The 23983-nt window shown below is 38.9% G+C and carries 19 protein-coding genes; 4 read left to right on the forward strand and 15 right to left on the reverse strand.

Annotation, left to right across the window (positions count from 1 at the left end):
* Positions 1–348: 348 nt before the first annotated feature.
* A complete protein-coding gene (locus ACQKNS_RS19170; protein ID WP_029714163.1) occupies positions 349–549 on the forward strand; it encodes a cold-shock protein in 201 nt (66 codons plus the stop codon).
* Between the two features lie 210 nt (positions 550–759).
* Here ACQKNS_RS19170 and ACQKNS_RS19175 read toward each other — a convergent pair whose 3' ends face one another.
* The 8 genes from ACQKNS_RS19175 to ACQKNS_RS19210 form a co-directional block, all read right to left on the reverse strand.
* Positions 760–1614 carry a crotonase/enoyl-CoA hydratase family protein gene (locus ACQKNS_RS19175; protein ID WP_427644871.1) on the reverse strand — a complete coding sequence of 285 codons (855 nt, stop codon included), beginning with the start codon at positions 1612–1614 and terminating at the stop codon, positions 760–762.
* 209 nt (positions 1615–1823) lie between these two features.
* Positions 1824–2816 (reverse strand): ABC transporter ATP-binding protein, encoded by a 993-nt coding sequence (locus ACQKNS_RS19180; protein ID WP_427644872.1) that lies wholly within the window; start codon positions 2814–2816, stop codon positions 1824–1826.
* Between the two features lie 13 nt (positions 2817–2829).
* Positions 2830–3843, reverse strand: a complete 1014-nt coding sequence (locus ACQKNS_RS19185) for an ABC transporter ATP-binding protein (RefSeq protein WP_427644873.1) — start codon at positions 3841–3843, stop codon at positions 2830–2832.
* A 49-nt stretch (positions 3844–3892) separates the two neighbouring features.
* Positions 3893–4822, reverse strand: a complete 930-nt coding sequence (locus ACQKNS_RS19190; RefSeq protein WP_283896273.1) for an ABC transporter permease — start codon at positions 4820–4822, stop codon at positions 3893–3895.
* Positions 4822–5751 (reverse strand): ABC transporter permease, encoded by a 930-nt coding sequence (locus ACQKNS_RS19195; RefSeq protein ID WP_427644874.1) that lies wholly within the window; start codon positions 5749–5751, stop codon positions 4822–4824. Before ACQKNS_RS19195 ends, ACQKNS_RS19190 begins: the two co-directional genes overlap by 1 nt.
* Before the next feature lie 134 nt (positions 5752–5885).
* Complete coding sequence (locus ACQKNS_RS19200; protein ID WP_427644875.1) at positions 5886–7520, reverse strand: peptide ABC transporter substrate-binding protein; 1635 nt, start codon at positions 7518–7520, stop codon at positions 5886–5888.
* Between the two features lie 705 nt (positions 7521–8225).
* Positions 8226–8660 carry a DMT family transporter gene (locus ACQKNS_RS19205; RefSeq protein ID WP_427644876.1) on the reverse strand — a complete coding sequence of 145 codons (435 nt, stop codon included), beginning with the start codon at positions 8658–8660 and terminating at the stop codon, positions 8226–8228.
* Positions 8661–8830: 170 nt separating this feature from the next.
* Positions 8831–9409 carry a GNAT family N-acetyltransferase gene (locus ACQKNS_RS19210; RefSeq protein WP_427644877.1) on the reverse strand — a complete coding sequence of 193 codons (579 nt, stop codon included), beginning with the start codon at positions 9407–9409 and terminating at the stop codon, positions 8831–8833.
* Positions 9410–10156: 747 nt separating this feature from the next.
* On the opposite strand from ACQKNS_RS19210, the gene ACQKNS_RS19215 reads away from it, so the two are divergent.
* The 3 genes from ACQKNS_RS19215 (at position 10157) to ACQKNS_RS19225 (ending at position 12777) form a co-directional block, all read left to right on the forward strand.
* Positions 10157–10783: a CAP domain-containing protein gene (locus tag ACQKNS_RS19215; RefSeq protein ID WP_427644878.1), complete on the forward strand. Its 627-nt coding sequence runs from the start codon at positions 10157–10159 to the stop codon at positions 10781–10783.
* 298 nt (positions 10784–11081) lie between these two features.
* Positions 11082–11963, forward strand: a complete 882-nt coding sequence (locus ACQKNS_RS19220; RefSeq protein ID WP_427644879.1) for a helix-turn-helix domain-containing protein — start codon at positions 11082–11084, stop codon at positions 11961–11963.
* A 214-nt stretch (positions 11964–12177) separates the two neighbouring features.
* On the forward strand, positions 12178–12777 hold the full coding sequence (locus ACQKNS_RS19225) for an exonuclease domain-containing protein (RefSeq protein ID WP_427644880.1): 600 nt from the start codon (positions 12178–12180) through the stop codon (positions 12775–12777).
* A 196-nt stretch (positions 12778–12973) separates the two neighbouring features.
* Here ACQKNS_RS19225 and ACQKNS_RS19230 read toward each other — a convergent pair whose 3' ends face one another.
* The 7 genes from ACQKNS_RS19230 to ACQKNS_RS19260 all read right to left on the reverse strand — a co-directional run bounded on the left by ACQKNS_RS19230 (position 12974) and on the right by ACQKNS_RS19260 (position 23804).
* A complete protein-coding gene (locus ACQKNS_RS19230) occupies positions 12974–15367 on the reverse strand; it encodes a YhgE/Pip family protein (RefSeq protein ID WP_427644881.1) in 2394 nt (797 codons plus the stop codon).
* 421 nt (positions 15368–15788) lie between these two features.
* Complete coding sequence (locus ACQKNS_RS19235; RefSeq protein WP_427644882.1) at positions 15789–16787, reverse strand: NAD(P)H-dependent flavin oxidoreductase; 999 nt, start codon at positions 16785–16787, stop codon at positions 15789–15791.
* A 171-nt stretch (positions 16788–16958) separates the two neighbouring features.
* Positions 16959–17702 (reverse strand): Cof-type HAD-IIB family hydrolase, encoded by a 744-nt coding sequence (locus ACQKNS_RS19240; protein WP_427644883.1) that lies wholly within the window; start codon positions 17700–17702, stop codon positions 16959–16961.
* 175 nt (positions 17703–17877) lie between these two features.
* Positions 17878–18873 (reverse strand): cation diffusion facilitator family transporter, encoded by a 996-nt coding sequence (locus tag ACQKNS_RS19245; protein ID WP_427644884.1) that lies wholly within the window; start codon positions 18871–18873, stop codon positions 17878–17880.
* A 272-nt stretch (positions 18874–19145) separates the two neighbouring features.
* The gene (locus tag ACQKNS_RS19250) at positions 19146–19898 is read right to left on the reverse strand and encodes a hypothetical protein (RefSeq protein WP_427644885.1); all 753 of its coding nucleotides are present in this window, start codon (positions 19896–19898) and stop codon (positions 19146–19148) included.
* A gap of 594 nt (positions 19899–20492) precedes the next feature.
* Entirely contained in the window at positions 20493–21911 is a 1419-nt protein-coding gene (locus tag ACQKNS_RS19255; RefSeq protein ID WP_427644886.1) for an amino acid permease, read from the reverse strand.
* A gap of 747 nt (positions 21912–22658) precedes the next feature.
* Positions 22659–23804, reverse strand: a complete 1146-nt coding sequence (locus tag ACQKNS_RS19260; protein ID WP_427644887.1) for a histidine kinase N-terminal domain-containing protein — start codon at positions 23802–23804, stop codon at positions 22659–22661.
* Positions 23805–23983: the final 179 nt, after the last annotated feature.

A 23983-nucleotide genomic window follows, 5' to 3' on the forward strand; every position in this document is an offset into this window, starting at 1 on the left:
CTTGATGTGTTTGAAACGGTGCCACTTTTTCAGAATAACCCATTATGGTGGTTGAACAATGTAATCATCCCGCCGTACACATCCAGGAAATACGGAATTTAAAGAACAATCTAAATGTGAAAAAACATCCAACAAAATGGCTTGATTTAAAAAATAGGATGTCCAGAATTGTTCATTGTCTGTGTACATAAATAATCTTCCTTGTCAGCTTGCAGATTCCGACATTATCTGTTATATTTAAAAAGAATTATTTTTGTTCGGGAAGATTGATAAGTGAAAAACTTTTCGTCTAATGATTGAGCAAGGGTAGTAACACAATGTGTGGATTCACACTAGGAGGCAACAACAATGGAACAAGGTAAAGTAAAATGGTTTAATGCAGAAAAAGGATTTGGCTTCATCGAACGCGAAAATGGAGACGATGTATTCGTACATTTCTCAGCTATCCAAAGCGAAGGATTCAAATCATTAGACGAAGGTCAAGAAGTTACTTTTGAAGTTGAGCAAGGTCAACGTGGACCCCAAGCTACTAACGTTCAAAAAGCGTAATTTTAAATACACAATATAACAGACCCTACAAGTAGGGTCTGTTTTTTTGATGGAAAAAACCAATCATAAAAAAACCCTATTCACATGGAATAGGGAACATGAAACAAGTTTAGTAAATGGTAAACTCAGTATAACACACAAGGAATAGAAACCCTAATTTATCCGAAAAGTAAAAATTATCACGCACTTCCGAAGCCCTGACATTATCTTTCATTTCTTTTCGACTTCATATGTCCGATCCGTTCCCCAAGGATAAAACGGAGGCATGTCAGTGCTGCTTTTCATTTTGAATTCGGCTTTCCTTTTTTCGAGGAAAGCTTCTATCCCTTCTAGTGCATCCGCTTGTTTTCCGGTCCAATGAATCATTTTCGATTCTATTTTGTGTGATTCAACAGGATGGCTTGCACCGAGCATCGTCCACATTAACTGCCGGGATAGCGTCACAGAGACGGAAGATGTATTTTCCGCAATGTCTGTTGCAATTTCCATTGCAGCCGACATCAATTCATCTGGCTCAACGATCTTGTTTACCAACCTTCCCTCATATGCTTCACTGGCAGAAATCATCCTGCCGGTAAAAATCCATTCGGAAGCTTTACCCATTCCGACAAGCCTAGGTAAGAACCAGCCGCTGCATGCCTCCATCGTTATCCCCCGCCTCGCAAATACAAATCCCATTTTTGCATTTGATGAAGCAATTCTAATGTCCATGGGCAATGTCATTGTTATCCCAATCCCGACTGCCGCTCCATTAATGGCCGCTATCATAGGTTTCTTCATCTCAAAAATCCGTAACGACAGCATTCCCCCTGCATCGCGGTATTCTACCAAAGGAGTGTGATCCATAAAGGTTTCGGCCCCTTTTTCCAAATCCATTCCAGCACAAAAAGCATCCCCTGCACCAGTTAAAATGACGGCTCGCACTTCATCATTTTCATCCGCTTCATTAAAAGCGAGAATCATCTCCTCACACATCTTTTCAGTGAAAGCATTCATTTTCTCAGGACGATTAAGAGTTACAATCATGACACGATCGACGATTTCACTAGTTATCGTAGTATACAATAACAGTCCCTCCTTCTCTCACAAATTGAAAAAATTCCACAGAATTTAATTTTTACATATAATTACATATTATATGTTTTAATTTCAGATTCCTAGTAATTTATTTTGACATACAGTTAAATATTTTATTTCTGCAGGGTGATAGCTCTTATTCAAAAATAATTTACATAATAAAAAAGACCAGTTGCAAATGCAACTGGTTTTTTTGTTTACCAATATAAATGACAAGCAACGAAATGCCCAGGTTTTTGTTCTTTCCATTCAGGTACAGCACTGGAGCATATCTCCATAGCTTTCGGGCAGCGAGTGCGGAATACACAGCCGCTCGGCGGATTGATTGGACTTGGCACATCGCCTTTAAGTACGATTCTTTCCCGTTTAATAGTCGGGTCTGGTATCGGCACTGCAGAAAGCAAGGCTTGTGTGTAAGGGTGAAGCGGATCTTTCGTTAAAGAATCACTATCCGAAAGTTCCATCATTCTTCCAAGGTACATGACTAAAATGCGATCTGAAATATACTTGACCATTGATAAATCATGTGCGATGAATAAATAAGTCAATCCCATTTCTTTTTGTAGCTCTTTTAATAAGTTGACCACTTGAGCCTGTATCGAAACATCCAGGGCTGAAATTGGTTCATCACAAACGATGAATTTAGGATTTAAAGCCAAAGCCCTTGCAATTCCAATACGCTGGCGTTGTCCCCCACTGAATTCATGGGGAAAACGAGTGATATGTTCCGGACTTAAACCAACCAGTTTTAACAGGTCTTCCACCCGTTTTCTTCGCTCTTTACCTTTTGATATCCCATGAATGGCAAGTGGCTCCCCGATCAATTCCTCCACCTTCATCCTTGGGTTCAAGGATGCGTAGGGATCTTGGAAAATCATTTGTATTTCGCGGCGGATGTGTGACATTTCCCCAGGTTTGTAATCGAAAATATTTTTCCCCTGAAAAAGAACTTCTCCATCTGTCGGTTCATAAAGCCGAGTGATTGTACGACCTGCAGTCGACTTTCCGCAACCGCTTTCCCCAACAAGGCCGACGGTTTCGCCTGGATAGATTTTGAGATCCAAACCATCTACCGCTTTCAGCGATTGAGAACCAATAGGAAAGTACTTCTTCAGATTCTTTATTTCAACAAGAGGAGAATTTTCGTTGTCTTTCTTTTCTTTTACTGCCTTATTTTTCAGTGAAACCATTCGTTCTCCTCCTTTAAACATTAGTTGGTGCTTGTACCTGTGCTGCCTTTGCCATCGGGTGATGCAGCCAGCATGCAGCTGTCTGACCTTCTTCCACTGCTTCAAGCTCCGGATCATGGTCTTTGCACACTTTCATTGCTGATTCACATCTTGGATAAAATGGGCACCCTTTTGGCGGATCCAATAAATCTGGTGGTGATCCGATAATCGGAACCAACGGAGCCGTTTTTTCCATATCGAGTCTTGGCACCGTTTTAAGCAGGCCTCTTGTATAAGGATGCTGCGGGTTTGAAAATATAGCTTCGACCGTCCCCGTCTCCACGACCTTGCCTGCATACATGACGACTACCCTTTCACAAGTTTCCGCAACCACACCTAAATCATGCGTGATTAAAATGATGGAAGTATCCATTCTTCGTTGGATATCTTTCATCAGCTCCAAAATTTGCGCTTGTATCGTTACATCCAAAGCTGTTGTAGGTTCATCGGCAATCAGTAATTTCGGTTCACAAGCAAGGGCCATTGCAATCATCGCCCTTTGGCGCATACCACCTGAAAACTCATGCGGATATTGCTGCATCCTTTTTTCCGGTTGAGGAATACCCACCAGTTTGAGCGTTTCCAACGCCCTTTCATATGCATCATTTCGTGGCATATTTTTATTATGCTTTAAAATACCTTCCATGATTTGGCTGCCGATTTTTGTCGTTGGATTGAGCGAAGTCATCGGATCCTGGAAAATCATGCTGATTTCATTTCCGCGGATCTTCTGCATGTCCGGTTCACTTATTTTCAGCAGGTCCTTACCGCCAAAGTTAATCGATCCTTTTCCATACTCTGCTGGAGGTGTTTCCAATAATCTCATGATAGATTTCGCTGTAACACTTTTGCCGCATCCGGACTCCCCAACAATGGCAACGGCTTCCCCTTTTTTCACTTCAAAGTTCACGCCGCGAACCGCTTGCACTTTTCCTGCATAAGTATGGAAGGTGATGTGTAAATCATTGACTTCTAATAGGTTCCCCATCATCGTCCCTCCTATTCTAGTAATATTAAATCTTTATGTTAGGACTCATTTATTTCCGAAGTTTTGGATCTAGGGCATCCTGCAATCCGTCACCAGCCACATTGAATGCGAACATGGTTAAGGAAATCAATATTGCAGGAATTAAAAGTTGATAGAAATTCCCTACCAGAATGCTTCCCAGGGCATCACTTGTCAATGTTCCCCAACTTGCCTGAGGTGCTGGCACTCCCAGCCCCAAAAAGCTAAGTGTAGCTTCGGCAAATATAGCAGTAGGTACAGTCAGCGTTAAATTGACAAGGATCGGTCCCATTGTATTTGGAATCATATGTTTTCTTAAAGTCCAGCTCGTGTTGGCTCCAGAGATGGTTGCAGCATGGATATATTCATTCTCTTTTAGTTGTAAAACCTGTCCACGTACCAAACGGGCCATCGGAATCCACCCAGTTATCGACATCGCAATGATGATCGGTAAAATACCAGGTTTTAATACGACCATCATTAGGATAACCATCAATAGGTATGGAATCGCGTAAATCACTTCGGCAAAACGCATCATGATATTATCTGTGCGCCCACCGCGAATGGCTGAAATCCCGCCATAAAGGACACCAATTAAAAAGTCGATCAGAGCTGCCATCAATCCAATGAACAAGGAAATCCTCGCACCATACCAAGCTCGCGTAAATAGATCCCTTCCTGATGAATCCGTTCCAAACCAATGCTCGCTATTTGGGCTAAGATTCTTTTTCTCGAAATCTTGACCATAATAAGTATATCCGTTAATATACGGACCAAAAATCGCCATCAAGACCAGGAGGATAATAAGAATAAACCCCGTCATCGCCAGCTTATTTTCCTTAAACCGACGCCAGACGTCAGACCAATATGAAACTGTTGGTCTGGCTATTTTTTCAGCCTCCTTAAAGTTGTCTTCTGCGGGTTGGAACATATCTTCGGTTAAATGCACTTTATCTGCCATTATTTCTTCTCCCCCGTCACTTTAATTCTAGGATCAATCAACGTATAGGCTATATCAACAATGAATATCAATAGGATAAGCACCGCACTATACACAATTGTGGAACCAAGAATGACCGGGTAGTCTCTGTTGGATATTCCCTTTACGAACATATCTCCCATGCCCGGAATACCAAAAATACGTTCAATGATGAAGCTTCCTGTCACGATATTAGCCGTAAGGATGCCCAGAATCGTGATAATCGGCAATAACGCATTCCGTATAGCATGTTTGATTATGACACCGCTCCGTTTCAATCCTTTGGCCTTGGCTGTCAAAATATAATCCTGCCCCATCACTTCAAGCATGCTTGTCCGCATCAATCTCGCGATGAAAGCGAGCGGCATCATCGAAAGGGCAATGGATGGTAAAATGGTATGCTGCCATGTCGCCCATGTAGCAACAGGGAATATATTCCATTTTATTGCAAAATAATTAATTAAAATAGTCGCCAGGATAAAGTTAGGAACGGAGATTCCTACGATGGCAATGACCATTGAAAAATAGTCGGGCCATTTATTTCTTTTCAGTGAAGCCACTACACCCAAAATGAGCCCAAAGAAGATGGCAATCACCAATGCTTGCGCCCCTAAATGCAAGGATACTGGAAATCCCTTCAAAATGTAATCATTCACAGAAATGGATGAGGATTTCAATGAAGGACCAAAATCAAATTGAACGACTTCCAATAAATAATTTCCATATTGGGTCAACAACGGCTTATCCAATCCATAGTGGACTTGAAGGTTTTCATAAACGGCAGGAGGCATGGCTCCTTCTTTCGCGAATGGATTTCCCGGAATCGTATGCATTATGATGAACGTTAATGTAATAACAGCCCATAAAGTAATAATCGCCCATTTAAAACGGTTTAATGTATATCTCAACATGGTAATCACCCCAATCATCGATTTTCTAAGGAGTTGAAAACGGAAATGAATTCATGAAATATTCAAATTCGCAATTGAAAAATGGGGTATGTCCTTAAATCGGACATACCTCCCATTTCACTTTTATCACTCTCTTACTTTTTATCCGCGTAAATAAAGTTCGGATAAGCGTTAATCGGAGCATAGACTCCAGTAACATTCGATTTAACCATATATGGTTTTGTATAGAAGTAAATCGGAAGAATCGGCATTTCTTCAATCATGACTTCCTCTGCTTTATGCAAAGCAGCCATGCGTTCTTTTGGTTCCATTGTAGATTTAGCCTTTTTCAATAAACTATCATATTCTTTGTTGGACCAACCTGCATCATTATAAGCTCCGTCAGTTTCCCAAAGCATGAAGGTCATCGGGTCAACATAGTCACCAACCCATCCTGCACGGGAAATCTCGAAGTCCCCAGCTTTTTCACGATCAAGCTTAACTTGGAATTCTGCATTTTCAAGTGTCACTTCAACACCTAGGTTGTCACGCCACATTCCTTGAACGGCTTCAGCAATTTTCTTATGGGAATCTAATGTGTTATACAAAATTGAAAACTCAGGTAATTCTTTCATGCCTTCTTCGGCAAGACCTTCTTTTAACAATTTCTTGGCTTCAGCTACGTTTTCCTCAAATAGGTCACCTGTATTTTCCTGGAAATCACCAGTTGCATCAGGAATTCCCGGAGGGACTACGCCAAATGCAGGCTTTTGTCCGCCTTGAGCAACATTTTCGGTAATTTTTTTACGTTCGATAGCCATTGAAAGCGCTTTCCTTACCTTTGCATTGTTGAAAGGTTTTACTTCCGTATTGAAGTTGTAATAGTAAACAGCAAGTTCTGCGCCGTTTTTGAATTCTTTGTCTCCAGAATTAACCAATTGACCTTGCACATCCACTGGAAGTGGATAAGCGATATCCAATTCGCCACTCTGATACATTTGCCATGCTGTATTTTCATCTTCAATTAGAGCAAAGTTTACCGCATCCAATTTAATTTTATCTTTATCGTAGTAATTTTCATTCTTTTCGATTTTCAGGCTTTCTTTATGTTTCCACTCCGTTAATTTGAACGGACCGTTCGAAACGTGTGTTTTTGCATCCAAAGCCCATTTTGGATTTTCTTCCTGCACCTTTTTGTTGATTGGGTAGAAAGTATAGAAAGAAGTCAAGTCAAGGAAATATGGTGTAGGCTGTTCCAAAGTGACCACCAATGTATGTTCGTCTGTGGCTTTAACTCCTACGTCCTCTTCCTTGCCTTTCTTACTGTTGTAAGCTTCCCCGCCTTTAAGATAATAAAGTTGGTAAGCATAATCAGCAGCTGTTTCAGGTTTCAAAGCATATTTCCAAGCATATTCGAAGTCATTGGCCGTTAGCGGATCTCCATTTGACCATTTCAAACCATCTTTCAATTTGAATGTCCAAGTTAATCCATCTTCACTGATTTCCCATGATTCTGCAGAACCGGGTACGATTTTGCCCTCTTCTGTTTTCTTTGTCAGTCCCTCAAACGTATGTTCAAGGATCCATGATTCATGAGTACCTTGCGCATTGGCAGGGTGAAGAGAACCAGGTTCACTTGAGTTGTTTACGTTTAATACTTTTGAACCGGATGAGTCACCCGAGCCGCCTTCTTTTTCATTCGAAGTTTCCTTCGAACCGCCGTTGCATGCTGCAAGCATAAGCATGATGGCCATAAGAAGAGCAAGCACTGAAAATTTAGACTTTTTCAAAAAATATTCCCCCTCATCTTTAATCTTTCTTAGAATATTCCCATTTAAGAGATTATCCTTCTAGCACCTATTAATCTTCCGTATAGTACATATAATGCCAGCGAGGAAAGTTAGAAGCATTCATTGCAAGAATTCACCAAAAACAACTAGCGAACCGTTTGCATAAATCTGTATTTCTCCCTAAAAAAACGCATTAATGCAGTTTACTAGTAAAAAATCACCCTCTTTTCAACCTCGCTAAAGGTACTATACCTCGAATTAAAGATGTTGAATTTTAAGTATATTACGAATAAATCAAAAAATCAATAAACCGATGAGTACTTTTTCACAAGATAGTAATTATTTGCTAATCAATTCGATCTAGATACTAGGCAAAAAGGAATGATTAACCATTTGATGTACAATGACTTACGTCTTCATGTGGTTTTTTCAAAGAACTTTATGATAGTATTCATATAAGTTCCCTTATCTATTTTTCCTGAATATTCCGATAATTTATCTCGGATTGGTTACTAAGACCACTTTCCTAGCACACCATTCCCAAATCGATAATACTTTTTAGTAGAATAATATTTCTTCTCAATAAAACATTGAGTTAGCTTCTAGTAAATCCCAAATAATGGATAATAACTATATAGAAATAGAGATATTCCATCAGCTTCTCACCTTATGTACACGACAAACCCAATGAATATTGCCCCTTCCTCATTTATGATTAAATAAATATAATGACACGAAAAGTAAACAAATACCTGCCACCTTTTTCGCGTCCAATGGGATTCGTACGCCTCCAAATAAACCGAAATGGTCAATGACTGCCCCGATCAGTATCTGGCCTGCAATAACCCCGACCAATGCTGGTGCCACTCCAATCTGAGGAACGACCAATACCATCACAATGACATAAAAAGCCCCTAATATTCCTCCTATCAATTGCCATTTTGGTACAGACGCGATGGCAGAGATGTTTCCATTTCCAGCGAACAAAACAATAAATAATAAAGCGAGTGTCCCGATTCCAAACGAAATGAAAGAGGCTTCAATAACCCCAACTTTTTTCCCTAATCCACCATTGATTTGTCCTTGTACGGCAATGGTGATTCCACCTAGGACCGCAAGCAACGGAAAGAGTATCTTCACAATGATTTTGCTCCTTTTTACGTCCATCCGGACTTAATTATGAATCCGCACTCTATTTTAACATGAAAAATATGTATATTGTCTTTAGTAATTTAAAATGATCCTAACGGGAGGGATATGCTACAAATAAAAAACTGGCACTATTGGCCAGCTCAATGTCTAATACTAAACTATAATCTATTTGATCCCTGAATACTTTGTTGTCTTAACTGGCAATACTCTGTACTTAACAAAGAAAATACAAGGGCATCATGCGATTGATCCCGAAGAAATAGATAACTTCGAAGGCTGCCTTCCTCCTTAAATCCAAATTTCTTCAGGAGGTTCCTGGATGCAATATTATCCTTGAAAGTTAAAGCGGCGATTCGGTTTAGCCTCAATTCTTCAAAGCAATAGCGCAATACTTCGTTGACAGCTTCAGAAGTAAAGTGGTTCCTCCAATATTCAGGATGGATTTCATATCCTATTTCGGCCCGTTTGTTCGCAAGGCTCAATTGATTCAGGCCAACAGTACCGATGAATTTCCCTGAATCCTTTAAAATGACTCCCCACCGCAGTCCACGTTTGTTTATATAAGCACTTTTAAACGAGTCGATTAAGCGGCGGGCATCTTCAACTCGGGTTAAACTTTCTATTCCATCATATTTGGTCACTTCATCTTTAGAGAGAATTTCAAATAGGCTCTCAGCATGATGGTGACCTATTTCGATTAAACTCAGCCTTTCAGTTTCCAATTCCTTAAACCACATCGAAGAATCCCCCCGGTATTTTCAGCTGTCTACTTTATTCTATTTTTGTAGAAGAGATACCTGTTCAAATGGACAATACTTTTTGAAAAACCCAATTCCTTAACATACAATGCCCTGTCCTTACCTTCCCTTTGTAACCAAATCCCTGATAATATAGGAAAGATTGGCGCTGTAAACCGTCCCATTCCGCCATAAACTTTACTATAAAAAAGCCATAAAGATGGATAGTATTCATTCCTATTGTAAGTTAACCATCATAGGTCCTACAAAAAAAGCCCCCAGGACGACATTCAGAGGCCCGTTTCTGCAAAAAAAAATAGGCTCAATGTGCCCCCATGAATCACTCCCTACTATAGAAACATTGGATATTTTCGAGCTTCAAATGTACCTTTTCCAAAACACTAAGTCCATTCAAGCTCCACCCTAGGATAATTTATTAGATTCATCATTTTTAGTTCCATATAACTATATCGTTTTGATGTTATTATTATTTTCCCTGACAAACATGTCCTGCAAACGTAAAATGATTCTTTATCTACATGAAATAATTCTTCCAATTTATCAAAAAGCCCTATGATTTTGGTTACCCTTAACACACTTCCGGGTTATATGGACTCTTGACATCTTCTCTCCATTAGATACCTTTTTCCCATACCAATAAAGAATGTTAATGAGCTAATTTTACACAAAACTATTTTTATAGCATACTATACTTCCAATCCAGATATTCTACTAGGAGGAATCAAAATGAAGAAAATCATCCTTTTATCAGCACTGTCGCTATCCCTATTATCTCCAAAAGTTGCTCTGGGAGCCAATACTTACGAGGTGGCAAAAGGAGATACCTTAACGAAAATTGCTACTGAATATAATGTCAGCATTGACGAATTACTTAAAACGAATTCCGCTATAAACGATGCAAATCAAATTCGAATCGGACAAATCATAAATCTTCCAACGTCCAACACGACAGTTAATCGGGAAGAAAGTCAATCAGTTGAACAGCAGGTCCTTATTTTAGTGAACGAAGAACGGTCAAAACGGGGCCTTCCTTCCCTTAAAATGGATACAGCCATTTCTAACGTAGCAATCCTGAAATCCGAGGATATGCGAGATAGTAATTATTTCAATCATACAAGCCCCAGTTATGGATCGCCATTCGAAATGATGAAATCCTTCGGGATCAGTTACAAGTACGCAGGGGAAAATATCGCAGCAGGTCAACCTAGTGCGGATGCTGTCATGAAATCATGGATGAACAGTCCTGGACATAAGGCCAATATCCTGAACAAGAACTATACACATATTGGAATTGGGCATGTGACAGGAGGGAAATACACCCACTATTGGACCCAGCAATTCATTGGAAATTAAAAACGTTTGAGGCGGCAATCTGCCGCCTCCTTTTTTATCCTAATATTCCAAATCTAGAGCTTGCTATTTTCCTCTACTAGAGACTCCAAGCATAAATGTGCCGGGGACTTTCACTTTATATAAAAAAGACGCCTTGCAGTTTTCGCTTCAATGATAAGTCGTTTCCTATTTTTTTTGGATAAATACTATAGGAACACAAATAAAGTAGTTATATCATACTATCTTTCAATTATCGTACTTATAAAAATAAAATTATGTTAAAATAGAATTCAGATATAGGTACAAAGGAGCAATTGTAATGAAAATAGAGGTTGGCTCTGTTATCAACGAATTACGAATAAAACAAAATCTTACAAGAGAAGAACTGGCTAAGGATATATGTGACCCTAATGCCCTGTCAGATTATGAAAGAAGCATCACTTCTCCAACCATTGATGAATTGGCACTTTTTGCGGATAAACTTAAAGTTGACCTGCCTTATTTCTTCACTTCCAAAAATGAACCCATTTTTCAATACATAGAAACCATTAAACTTTTGATTAACAAGTACAAACGCACACGTAATTATGAAGCAATTTATGAAATCGTCCTAAAAGAAATGGCAACTGCACCGGAAAAATCGATATCGTTTTATCAATTCTTGAAATGGCATGAAGGTATCTCTTTTTTTTATTTGTACAATGACAAACAAAGGGCTATAGAATTATTGAATGACGCCATTCATATTACCATGGGTAAACGGGTCATTCTTCATCAACAGGAGATTGAAGTTTTAAATAGTATCGGAATTATCCATTTTAAAACGAAGAATTATGATGAGGCCATCGGCATCTTCAATGAAGCAATGGAATATATCGAGAATATTCCCCATGCAAATCAAGAAGGCACCATTATTTTAAAGATCATTCATGGATTGGCACAAACATTGACTGAACTTCATTATTATCAGGAATCATTAAATTATACCCTTAAGGGGATCAACATTTGTAATTCAATAGAATCATTATATTTATATGCGGAGCTCCACCTTTTAACTGGTAAAAATCTGGTTCATCTCCAACAACCTGAAAAAGGACTGCACTATATAAAACAATCCAAGAACATTTTCAGCCTTCAAAAAAACGAAGAATTCATACGAATTGCCGAACATGAATTGGAAAGCATTTTGCAATCCTTATGAACTTCATTGCAAAAAAAGATAGAGATTGCTTGAAAAAGCAATACTCTATCTTTTTTTTGCATGGTTACTCCGCACTTGTTCTTGAAAATCATTTCTAAGGAATGACTTATCTTTTTCAATTTAAAAATGCTACTTTAAAACCATCATTACACTTTCAATAGCTATCGTATGTCAGCTATAATAGAAGAATGTAACCCAACTGGAGGAAAAAAAATTGTCTAATAGATTAGGTTTAGTGCTTGACGTAGAAACAACTGGTTTACGTCCCTCTTCAGATGAGATCATCGAGCTTGCTCTTATACTCTTTACATACAGCAGTGAAACAGGGGAAATTATTAATCTTATTGATCAGGAATCATTTTTAAGGGAGCCTCTCTCCTATGGAGCAAGGAGGAATTATGATCAAGCATACAGAATTCATGGTATACCATTCAGCTCCGTAGAAGGAAAAAGTTTTCACGATGAAAAAATTAAATCCTTCATTTCCCGTACCGATTCGATTTTCGCACATAATGCTTCTTTCGATAGAAGTTTTCTTTACCAAATGTATCCGGAAATCAATGATCAAAAGTGGTTCTGTACGATGCGGAATGTACCTTGGAAGCAATACGGGTTTGAGAATGGTAAACTCTTAACATTACTGCAAGCACATAATATCACCAATTTCCAAACACACAGGGCTATGGACGATATATCTTACCTAATGGAACTCATGAGAAAACCAGGACCTTCTGGAAATCCTTATTTAAAGGAAGTCATTGCAAAAAATCCAATGAAGAAATATGCACCTGCTTCTCAAAAGACTAGGGTATAGCTGATTGCATAATTACTTCTTTGAACAGGCTGCACCGAAGTTTTGTCACAGACAAACCGTTTCATCGGAAATTGCTCATTCCATGAGAAAACGGTTTATGCTGGTATTTTAGGGCACTTCTATTTCCCTGCATTTCACTTATTACCTGATATTTATCAAAACAGCGACCCATGACGGGGCGCTGTTTTTATTACCATTATACAGTTGCTTCTTCCTGTTTTTCATTTAATGCGCCGTTCAATTTCTTATACCGATAAATAAAGTAAAGAAGTGATAATATTAATGCTACAAGAAGGAATATGGCCAATATGCCAAGATTTTGCCACATGAAGCTATAATCTCCTGTTGAGATGACAGCACGGAAAGCATTAATAGAATATGTCATCGGCAGGAACGGTGTGAATCCTTGCAGGAAGCCAGGAACTAATTCATTTGGGAATGTTCCGCCGCTGCTAGTCAGTTGAAGAATCAAAATCAATAATGCTATGAACCGGCCAGGGTTGTCAAAGGCCGAACCCAGGAACTGAATGATTGCCATGAATGTACAGCTAGCAAGAATGCTTACTGCAAAAAATAGCGGCAGGCTCGTAACATTGATTCCAAGACCTAAAATTAAAATCGAGTCCACCAATATGGCTTGACAGATTCCTATAAGTGCCATGACGCTGTATTTACTAATAAACCAGCTAAATCCACTCGCGGGTTTTACAGCAGGATCTTTTAACGGGAAAATGATCGTCAAAACGATAGCCCCGATAAATAAACTTAATGAAATTAAATATGGTGCAAAACTAGTGCCATAGTTCGGGACATTATTAATTGGTAATTTATCCACTTTAACTGGGCTTGCAAACATGTCATATACTTCTTCATTGGACTTAATCTTGCCTGCTTCGTCTGCCCCATCACTTAATTCGTCATGTAATTCTGAAGATCCATCTGAAAGTTTGGCGATTCCATCTTGTAACTTAATGGCTCCATTCGCCAGTTCTCCCATTCCGTTAGTAAGGCTGGATGAACCTTCCTTCAACTTATCCGTTCCTGTAACCAGACCTTTCGAACCTTCGGAAAGCTGTGAGGTTCCACTTGATAATTGCTTGGAACCATCTTCAAGCTGATCAAGCCCGCTTACCAAGTTATTGCTGCCTTCGGTTAACTGTCCAAGCCCGCTTTGTGCTGAATCTATACTATCTCCAAATGTTGTCAAGCCAGATACCAATTGACCTTGACCATTTTTCAGTTCATTCGCCCCATTTGCGAGTCTATCCTGAGCTTGCTTCAATTGAGTGAAACCGCCGCTTATTGCACTTGTGCCTTCACCTAACTGATTAGCTCCAGCACTAAGACTGTTTGAGCCTTTAGCAATTTCAGTTGCACTTGCCGATAGTTTCCCTACTCCTTCAGATACGCCTTTACTACTTTCACTTAAGCGGGTTAGAGAAGTTATCACTCCCTCCAAACGCGCTTTCTCTGCAGGATCATCCGTTGCTCCAGATTGTTGTTTCAATCCGGAAATCACCTCATCCAAACCTGCCGAAACTTCAGATGCCCCAGCTTTTGCTTCGTTCGATGCTGCACTCCATTCAGACAATGAACCTGATAGTTGGGAAGCTCCAGAAGCTACACCATTTGCTCCCTCTGTCAAAGCGGGCAGCTTTTCTTCGATTTGATTGAAGCCCTCTAATGACTGTTGCAGTCCAGAGGCCAATTCACCAGTACCTGCTTCAGATTTCTTGGCCCCTTGCAAAAGCTCGGATTGCCCATCCTTCATTTCTCCAACACCAGAGCTAAACTGTTGTAACCCTTGATTGAGTTCTTTTGATCCTGCAGCTGCCGAACCGACCCCATTCGAAAAGGTCAATGATTTTTCAGCTAATTTTTCCAGGTTTTCATGGATTTCGACAGAACCTGAATGAAGGGAATCAATTCCTTCACCGACTTTTTCGGAACCTTGTTTAGCTGAGTTTATCCCTTCACCAAGTTCACTTGATCCGTTCTTCACTGTATCTGTCCCATCTTTCAATTCGCCAGCTCCGTCACTGGCACTCTTGAGTCCGTCAGCCATTTCGTTCAAATTATCGAACATTGACTCCGCATAGGTTTTCGTAACGGCTGACGAAACCTCCCCTTTAATTCTCTCCGAAGCTGCGTCACCTATTTTAGTGGATATATAGTTGAACCCTTCATTGGACGTATAAATTAAATCAAGCTTTTCCGGATTGTCCTCCTGTAAGGTCGTTGCATTTTTAGAGAAGTTTTTCGGTATTTCTATTTTCATGTAATAATCTTGTTTTTTCAGGCCTTCATTTGCTTCTTTTTGACTGACGAAATGCCAATCGAAATCCTGCTTTTCCTTTAACTCCTTGACTAAATCTTTTCCTATTGTAAGTTCCGATTCATTGAACTCCGCACCCTCATCCATATTGACGATGGCAACAGGCAATTGGTCCACCTTCCCATATGGATCCCAAAATGCCCACAGGAACGTGCCGCTGTATAATAAGGGAACAATTATGATCCCAATTATGGAAATGAGTATCATAGGATGTTTTATTATGGCTAAAAATTCACCCTTTATGGATTTTAACACGCCTATCAAGCCCTCCTATACGACAAATATGCCGTTTTATTTAATCTATCTTGGTGAAAAACGGATTGAAGATTACATATTCAATTCATTTGCTTCTGCAATATATATTTTAAAAATTCACCATCTTACTCTTTAAAATATACTACTTTTCACGCAAGTAATAATTAATGACTATATTGTTCATTTGGTCATTTATCACGAAAAATAATATAACATTTATCGATTCTTTTATCAATATTTTTTCACTGTCTCACATCCTAAATTTACTATTTATCTCTTTATATCCTGTTTAGATTGCCTTTTTACTGATTAAGACCATCTAATCGGCTGATAAATTTTATTTTCGTGGCAAAAAGGGTATCCATTAAGGATACCCTTTTAAATTAGCTATATTAGCATAATTAAATGAAGCGCTTACATTTCACTTTGATATAATGCCTTTTAATTTTTCCGCCTGCCCGGTAAGTTTCTTTAAGGATTGCTGATATTCTCGTTCTAATTGTTTTATGATGCCGGCAGCGGTATCTATTTTTTTAATCGCCCCAACACCGTGACCCGCTGACCAAATATCACGCCACGCTTTAGATTCAGATGATTTGGACATGCTGTCAAAATCGACTTTTTCTTTTTTGGCTAATCTTTCTGGGTCCAATCCTTCTTTTCTGATGCTTGGTTTCAGCATATTACAATTAACGCCTGAAAATGCATCGGTCAAGATGATGTCATCATGATCAGAATCGACAAGCATTTCACGATATTCATCATTGGCCCTGCTCTCTTTCGCCACGATAAAACGTGTACCCATATATGCAAGATCCGCTCCTGCAGCCTGAGCTGCCAAGATACCGTGACCAGTACTGATGGATCCGGCAAGCAAAATGATTCCGTCCCAGAATGTCCTTACGCTGTCCACGAAAGCAAAGCTATTTATCTCCCCAGCATGACCGCCGGCTCCCGCAGCAACCAAGATCAATCCGTCCACACCTGACTCCGCAGCTTTTTTTGCAAAATCCACAGAGCTAACATCCGAAAAGACCAACCCGCCATAGCTATGTACGACATCCACCACATGTTTTGGTGAACCTAATGATGTAATGACGATAGGAGGCTGATGCTTTTTGACCAAATCCAATTCTTCTTCAAGACGGCTATATGTACGGTGGACAACCATATTCATTGCCCATGGAGCAATCTTTGAGCCAGGTTCTTTATCCTTTGCTGAAGTCAATGTGTCGTTTATATCACCCATCCACTGATCCAGTACCTCAATCGGCCGCGCATTCGGTGCTGGAAAAGAGCCGATCACCCCATTCAAGCAGCATTCTTTCACTAACTCTGGACCGGATATTAAAAACATAGGTGCTGAGATAACGGGTAAAGATAATTGATTCCACCACTGTTCAGGCAAACTTCTTGTCATCTATGAAACCTCCCCTATTAATATATTACCAAAATATAACACTACAAGATTATCATACTTCTAAAATACACAATTTTCAAGAAATTAATTCAACAGCTGAATCAACTTGTCAAGCATCGACATTTCAATAAAAAAACTGTATATGGAATACATCCCATATACAGTTTTGATTCAATTTGAAAGCGCCCATTTACGAATGGCCTTAGCCACACCATCTTCTTCGTTTGTTGCTGTAACCCAATCTGCTTTTTCTTTCACAATTTCTTGTGCGTTTCCCATTGCCACACCCACTTTTGCATCAGAAATCATTGCAAGGTCGTTAAGGCTGTCACCTACTGCCATAACATTATCCATCGTAATATCGAGCAATGAACAGACAAGCTTTATCGCTTTCGCTTTGTTGACGCCCATGGCATTCACTTCAATATTCGTTGGGCTGGAATTGCTTATTTCAAAATTCCCTTTTGATACCAGTTCATCCATGATGATTTGGCGGACGTCATCATCAGTTGTATCAAAACCGAATTTAAGCCATTCCGAATCATGGATTTTTTTCGGCATTTCAGCCCTGTAAATATTATCGCAACTAATTGCCCAAAAATGTGTACCATGTTTTTGGCTTAATTCCCACATCCATTGTATGGACTCACTATCGACGATATTCCTTTCCACCAGCTTCCCTTGATTATCGTATATTTCGCTTCCGTTTACGGTAATGAGGTATGATTGGAGTTCCATTGATTTTGCAAAATCACTGCATGTCGCATAAGATCTTCCTGTGCTCAATACCACAAAAATCCCTTGGTTTTCTGCTTCTTTTATCGCTCTCCGATTTTCTTGGGATATCTCTCCAGACTTATTGAGAAGCGTTCCATCCATATCAAGTGCAACCAGCTTAATATCTTGTTCCTTCATTCTTATTCACCCTTCCATAATCCTTCTTTATGTAACTAAGTCCATGATAGCTTATAATGCATACGCAAGGAAAGTGCGTGAATGATTGAACAGGCATTACCTTTCATTTTCATGATTTTTATAAACAACCAAATATCCTTAACCAGCCACTTTGCATTCTGCTTCTAAACATCCTCTACTCCCTTTCTTTTTTCATTTCATTCAATTCTTTTTTTATCTGACCTTCCCATTTTGGGATACCATCATTTTCATCAAATTCTATAATGACATCCGTTACTCCTCTTTCCTTGAATATCTCATTAAACAGCCGATCTTTAATGTCATCCGCCTGGGCGATTGAAATATGGGGGTCAAGTTCAACTTCAAGTTCAACATGAAAGTCTTCCCCTTCTTTTATTACGGCCAGTTTCTGTATATCCCTTACATCTGGATCATCCATGACCATCGTTCCAATTTTTTGTCGCATTTCAATATCGGCTTCCCCAAGAGCACCTGCAGCATTATCAAGAAAAACCCTACCAACCACATAGAACATACCGAGACCAATCATGACGGAAGCAACACCTTCCGCTTGGATGAAGGGCGTGAAGTTTGCTAACAAAATGGCAATTATCGCAAGTACCCCACCACCGGTTGCTACCATATCTTCCATGAATACTAATTTCGTCGCTGGTTTTGCTCTTTTTAAACCAGCGAAGCTCTTAAATATGACGGCTGCACCTTTAGCTTCTATTCCAGTCTCATGCACCACTTCTTTCATCGCTTTAAATAATACATATGATTCCAACACAACCGCTAATGAAAGGACGGACAAGTTAATAAGGATACCGGTTGATTCTGCAGGGTGCAAAATGTGATGGAACCCTTCTTTAACCGTTTCATAAGACATGATCCCGACAACCAATACCGCCCCTAATAACACGAGGTTAACCAAACGTCCAAAACCATCAGGGAATCGATCAGTTGGAGACTTTTTACTTAGTGCGGATCCAATGAAGACGAAAAATTGATTCGCAGCATCGCCCAAAGTATGTAAGGTTTCCGCGAACATAGCCACATTCCCTGTCATGAAATAAGCAATCCCCTTTAGCACAGCGATGATACTATTCACACAGGCAGCAATGAACGCCGATTTATTCCCTTGTTTTAATAACCGAAATAACTCTTTCAAATAAAAACCCCCCTAATCTTTTTATAAATCCATTATCATAATGTATTATCCCCAACACTGGAAAATATGAAACCACATAAGCGAAACCCTTAACTATACGATTGAATAAGTAAGTTGTATCTCCCACAAACGAATATATTCCAGGAATGGTCTCAACTATTCTAATAAGTTCATAATGCATGCTTTCATTTATTTTGAAAACTGGTTAAGCAGCAAAAAAAAGGAGTAAGCGCGGCTTACTCCCTATCATGCAAGAACTTCAGCGTTTAATCTTACATCTCCTTTTTCACTAACTTAGATGGATTATTAACTTTATACCGTATTTCTTTATTGTATTTTTTGTCGACTACTTTACCATCAAATTCGATTGCGTCCCCTTCTTCGAGCTCAGCTTTTTTTAATGTCTTGCTATATCCGCACCAAGCATCGCCGATAGTCAATTCAGGCTCCGTTGTCACTTTGACATTCTCCAAGAGTATGACTTCATCTTCTTCACCAGTGAAATGGTTCATTTTTGCCGTGAACTCCTTGACCGTTGCGGTGAAATGCACTTTTTCTCCAGGTAAGTCCAATTTAGGTTTTGCAGTCGTCTTTTTAGTTTTGGTTTTTGCTTTTTTTGGTTCTGCATTTAGCTGATCGGAGTTTTCCGTAATTGGTGCTTCCATCACCTGCTCAGTTTCACTTGAATCAGCGAATGTTTCGGAAACCGGTCCACTCAACAACTCTTTTCCGAAACTGGTGCTTTGCATTTCCTTTAAATAGGAAGGGTGAATGCAACTAAGCTTACCATTTTCAAATTCAACAACTACAGTGTCAAGGCCATTTCCATATTGTTCATAACCTGCCAATTTGACTTTAGTTTGAAAACTGCCGTATTTATATAATAGTTCTCTTTTTACAGAACGTGCAGTGAATAATTTCCATTCCAATCCCTTAGCGATATAGTCCTTATCATCTAAAAAAGGGATATATTCTCCTTTAGGTGCAATATAATGAATCAACTCTTCAGCTGGAGTTTCAGCCACAGTCACCACTCCTAATCTTTTCTATAGATTATATTCTAGCAAAGGATTTCAAAGATGCAAATAAATGACTATCATTATGGGCTGATAGCAGTCACAATTCCAAACATGCTTAATTTCCCCCTGTAAATGATTGCGATCAATTTTAGAACCAGAAAAAAAGCTGCCCACTTAGAGCAGCCCAAATTGCAGACAAAATGTTCCTTTTGATTTCAGAAATCCGCACCCGGACCGCCCACGGAAAGCAAGTGCCTGGAGTGGAAAATCAATAGTCTATATGAACAAACCCTTTAAAAAAACATTCCAGTTGATTGGAACGGAAGGTACGAGACTCCTGCGGGAAAAACGAGTCCAAGGGAGACCTCACAGACGCCAGAGTGCTTCGAGGAGGCTCCCGGACCGCCTACGGAAAGTTAGTGCCTGGAGTGGAAATCACCTTACAATGTTCACTCATAAAAAAAGTAAAAAACTTTAAGAAAGAATGAAGTTTTGGGATGAGAATTTTCGAACCTTCTTTTATCGAGTAGTTGAGCTGCCCACTAAGGGCAACCCTTTTATTTGAATAGTCAATCATTTCTACCTATAACCAGACATACCTTACCCTTCCTTAACGTGAATGTTTTTTAGATTTCCTTCTTGTTCGGAAGTGATTACGTTTTTCTTATGATAAAACAGAAAGTATGACCCAATAACCAGAATCGTGAGAAGGGTTGTAAGAAAGAATTGCAATCTCATGGAATCAATAAACGCCTGAGCTACGAATATAATAAATAATAAGGCAATAGTGGCGTAGGTCAAATAAGGGAATAGCCACATTTTCACTTTGAGTGTCCCTGGATTTTCTTTTTCCGTCTTTTTTCGTAAATACAGATGGGAAAAGGCGATAAAGATATACATGATCATAGTGACTCCTCCCGAGCTGTTTGCGAGAAAAGCAAACAATTTATCAGGGGAAACAAATTTAAATGTCGTGCACACATAAGCAGAGAAAACACTTGCCATTAACGCCCAAATCGGGATTCCCCTCTTATTCACACGGGAAAGGATTTTCGGTGCATCACCTTTTTTGGATAAAGAATATAACATACGAGAGCTTGTATATAGCCCTGAATTCAATACAGAAAGCAATGAAATGAAGATTACGATATTCATGACTTGACCCGCTGCCGGGAGGCCTGCCATATCAAATACGCTGGCATAAGGGGTTTTAAGTAAATCTTCAGCCCCCTGGGGGATTATGAGAACCAACACAGTCACTGAACCAACAAAGAAAAGAAGGAGACGCCATACTACACTGTTTATGGCTCTAATAATATTTTTTTCAGGATTTTCAGACTCCCCTGCAGCAATGGCAGCTACTTCACTTCCTGATAAAGAGAAGGTAATGAATATCACACTAAGGAGAACAGGTAGAAAACCATTTGGCAAAAAACTTCCATCCCCAGTAATGTTTGAGAGGCCTGGTGAATCGAATCCTGGAACCAATCCGAACATCATGGCGGCGCCCAGGATGAGGAATATTATAATGGCAGCCACTTTCATGAAAGCTAACCAGTATTCAAATTCCCCATAAGCTTTGACCGAATAGATATTCGTAACCGTCATTAATATAGGGAAAGATAGACTGGCAGCCCACATAGGTATGCCAGGATACCAATCATGAATCATAGTACCCAATAACGTAGTTTCAATGGCAATGATGATAACCCAGTTGAACCAATATAACCAGCCTATCGTGTATCCAGCCCATGGACCAAATGCTTGATGTGCATATGTTGAAAAGGAACCGCTATCAGGATTCACCACAGCCATTTCACCCAGCATGCGCATTATAAGGACGATCATCAAACCTGCGATTATATACGATAAAATAGCCCCAGGTCCTGCTGAATCAATTATTGTTCCGCTTCCGATAAATAGTCCTGCACCAATTACCCCGCCAATAGAAATCATTGTGACATGCCTGGTCTTAAGACCATGTTTCAATTCATTTGTTTGAAGTGCCACTATTGTCACCCTCCTTTAAAACTGTCAATTTACCGTTTTGTAAGCAGTAGGCCACTGCTCATGGGTACCCTAGCAGAAATCTTTCATTCAATAACAATTTACAGTCCTATCCCCGCTTCATCATTAATTTTAATGAGGCCACAACGGTATATGTATATTGCAGCTCCCTCTTTACTACTCAGCCCCTCAACGAATGCATGGAAAGTATAATGAAATTTTTGTTGATTATGCATTTTTTGCTTTTTGTTGAGTGAAGTCCTACTATGTAAAAAATATAGTTACCCAGCTCTATCCTTTTTTCCCGCTCATCGCCCTCTTTCATTAAAATTTTATACATATATAATAAAAGCAATATCCATGCCATAAAAAGGATAGTTATTTTATTAGGGTTTAACGTATATATGAATTTAAAATGATTCATTATCGAATCATTAATCCAATTTATGATTCATATATTAATTATTGATCCTTTTCGATCCACAATCGAATTAAAAATGACAATGTAATCGTTTTCTTTTATATTTTCGACAAATATTTATTCTGAAAAATGACAAGGATAAAAAAAAGATGCTAAAATCCAAATTATGATTTCATGGCATCTTCCAAATAGATTTATTTTCACAGAGAATGATTTTGTAAAATACCGAAAACACCGAAGTTCCTTCCGCTATTAATCAAAGATTTATGTACAAGCCTCAAAAAATATTGATAAGTATATAATGCTTTGTTTTAGGTAATGTCACTATAAGATATGTATTAAACTCTTATAAATTCGTTCTGAACTTTTGGGAAATGGATACTGAATGTGGTTAAATTTTCATTGGAGACACAATTCATATATCCAGCATTACTTTCAATGATTTTTTTACATACGTATAATCCAATTCCAGTTCCTAACTCTTTCGTTGTGACAAAGGGCTCAAAAATAGATTCGATCAATTCACTGGCAATGGCCGGTCCATTATTTGAAATTTTAATTATTCTTTCATCCGCCTCAATTAATGAGTTTATCCTCAAAGTTCTTGGATGTTCCTTATCCTTTAAGGCATCGATGGAATTTATAAAAAGATTCAAGAACACTTGTTTTAACCCATCCTTGCTCGCTGTCATGACGAAGTTTGGATAAATATCTATTTCCACATTAACACTGGCATCCACTATATTTGCATAAGTCAGTTCTTGAATTTCTTCAATTAACTTCAACACGGAAATTTCCTCTCTTTGCTCCTCATTAAAATCTGATTTGGAGGTATGGAGAAATTGGGTTATCCTGAAATTCAACTGATTTAACTCATAATCAATGATATCTAAATATTTCAAGCCCGGGTTCTCCCTTTTCAGTAATTTATTGAACCCCATGATAGCTGTAAGAGGGTTTCTGAACTCATGTACAAAACTTGATGAAATCTGACCCAGTACCGCTAATTTATCCTTGTGGTTTTCACTAATATAAGACTTTTTCTCTTCAATCACTTCATTTGTAAGATTCGTATATCTCGTTACTGCATGGTAGCTGAACGTATCAAAGTGAAAGTTGATATCATTAATGAATTTCTGCATATAATTAATTGGGATATTGGCCCCAAAAAGATTTCTGATTATGATATTTCTCCCCAAATTGATATTATATAGAAAATCCCCAATGTTGATATTTGCTTCAAGTCGCTCTTTTGCAACCTGGTAAGCCAATTTTATCAGCACATCTTCGGATAATACCTCCTTGAACGTTTGGATGACCAGTGAGTACATCCCATAACCATTTTCTTTAATCTTATCTTTGTAGGGGTCTATTTCATTGATCTTAATAGTCTCGTTCCATTCATTTAAAAACACAGATTCATTTTCTTCCAAATATTGAATCAATACATTTTTATACTTCTTATGTTCAGATGACAACTCCATACTATTGACCACACATCCCCTTACGGAATTTTAGATACTATATCAATAACATCATTCTATATGAGATTTTGATTTCTTGCACTTCATAATTTACTGTTTTTAAGGTGAAATGCAGCTTATAAGGAGACAAGGTATGCTGGTCCGCATATGTTAACTTGCGATACCAAATAACCGACCAA

The organism is Peribacillus sp. NPDC094092, assembly GCF_050279365.1.
Taxonomy (GTDB): Bacteria; Bacillota; Bacilli; order Bacillales; family DSM-1321; genus Peribacillus.